The sequence below is a fragment of the Bacteriovorax sp. DB6_IX genome (assembly GCF_000447775.1).
In the GTDB taxonomy this organism is placed as follows: domain Bacteria; phylum Bdellovibrionota; class Bacteriovoracia; order Bacteriovoracales; family Bacteriovoracaceae; genus Halobacteriovorax_A.
In genome coordinates this window covers 1-1,616 of sequence record NZ_AUNJ01000128.1, presented here as the reverse complement: position 1 = coordinate 1,616, position 1,616 = coordinate 1, and the positions used below count along the sequence as shown (strand labels likewise).

Sequence of the window (1,616 nt, the reverse complement as noted above, 5' to 3'; positions counted from 1 at the left end):
ACTATTTTCTTTAAGTAGTTGTTGATACTCTTGTTTAGCCTCTTCGTAACGTTTAAGACTTATTAAAGATTTAGACTTTAGTTGACGAATCGTTAAGTTGTGTTGTGGAAAGAAAGGTAACAAGTCATCACACTCTGTAATTGCCTGCTCAAAATCGTTATGCTCAATACGTTCATATATAGGCATTAGACTATTTTTCTTTTTAATTATAGTTCTAAGCCTTCCTTTTATAGCTGGTTGAGTAAATGGCTTTAAAATATAGTCATCAGGGCCAGACTCAAGTATCGTCTTGACAGTTTTAAGCGCATTCTCGCCCGTTACATAAACAAAAATAGTGGTGGGTTTTATACTTTTATAATGGGATAGCTCATAAAAAATCTGATGCCCATTTAAATTTGAGTTGAAATTATAATCTAGTATGATTATGTCCATATCAACTGACTTGCACAAGGCAATAACCTCTGAAGGTTTATAGGCCAGATGAATGTTATCTGAGTGAAACCCCAATTGTTTAATAGCTAGGTTAACTGAATTTACCACCAACCTAGAATCATCTGCGATTAACACTTTATAGTTACTATAGTCTTCTTTCACGTCACATTAATTTCATAAATACCGCGACCATATACATAGATAATATACATGGCACTACTAAATATTGTACAAATCTACATCACCCAGATGTAAAAATACTAATATTCGCTACAATATAAAAGCACCCAAAATCACTAATTTGTAACATAATAATAAAGCATAGATAAAGTAGGAATACTCGTGCGATACATTCACTCCATCAATAAGATATTATTTATGAACATTCTTACTAGAAAGTCATTTACTATGATGAAATAGTCTTTAATTTTTTATTTAAAGAAATGTTTTCGTTAGATTATCTATGGATAAGGCTGTGATGTGATGCACGCACCTACCTTCTAGCGTCGTTGTACCAAACTAATAGTACAACCAGTGAGAAAAGAAGTAACACGTCTGTCTATTAAAGTTGCCGGTATCGATACAGCAAAAAATCTCTTCCAAGTATGTGTGTTGAGTACTGATGGACAAATATTGTCAAACATAAAGGTAAAGCGAGATAAGCTTCTTGATACTATCCGTCAACTACCAGAGCAAACTGCTCTTGCAATGACTCATGTGCAACTTCTCATCATTGGGGCAGAATATTTCAAGAGCTGGGATATACAGTAGCGCTTATTCCATCTCAGCATGTAAAACCATTTGTTGATCGGTAAAAGAACGACGCCAATGATGCAAGAGCTATTTTCGATGCCTTTTCTATGCCTGACCCTGTTAAATCTATTGATTAACAAGACCTCAAAGCGATACGCAGTGTCCTTAAACGTTTGGTGGAGAACAGAACTGCCTTAGCGAACCAGATCAAGGGATTGACTGCTGAGTACGGTGTTGTATTTCCTATTTCCATTATAGCTTTGCGGTGTCATTTACCGAGAGCTCTTGAAGATGCAGAGAATAAGCTTTCTCCAGTAATGAGGAACTTACTGCAAACTTTATACTATTACTTTGTCAGCCTTAGCGAAGAGATAGATGCAATGACTCAAAGTGTCACCATATTGAGTCAGCAAAACCAAAGATATGAGGTC

The 1,616-nt window shown here is 35.5% G+C and carries 1 protein-coding gene and 1 pseudogene; one reads left to right on the top strand and one right to left on the bottom strand.

Going from position 1 to position 1,616, the window contains the following annotated elements; all coding sequences use genetic code 11:
* Positions 1-594 (bottom strand): response regulator (locus M901_RS03990; protein ID WP_021276900.1); only part of this gene is annotated, 594 nt, incomplete at its 3' end.
* 393 nt (positions 595-987) lie between these two features.
* Here M901_RS03990 and M901_RS17955 point away from each other — a divergent pair.
* A pseudogene (locus tag M901_RS17955) lies at positions 988-1,616 on the top strand (transposase); the annotation flags it as partial.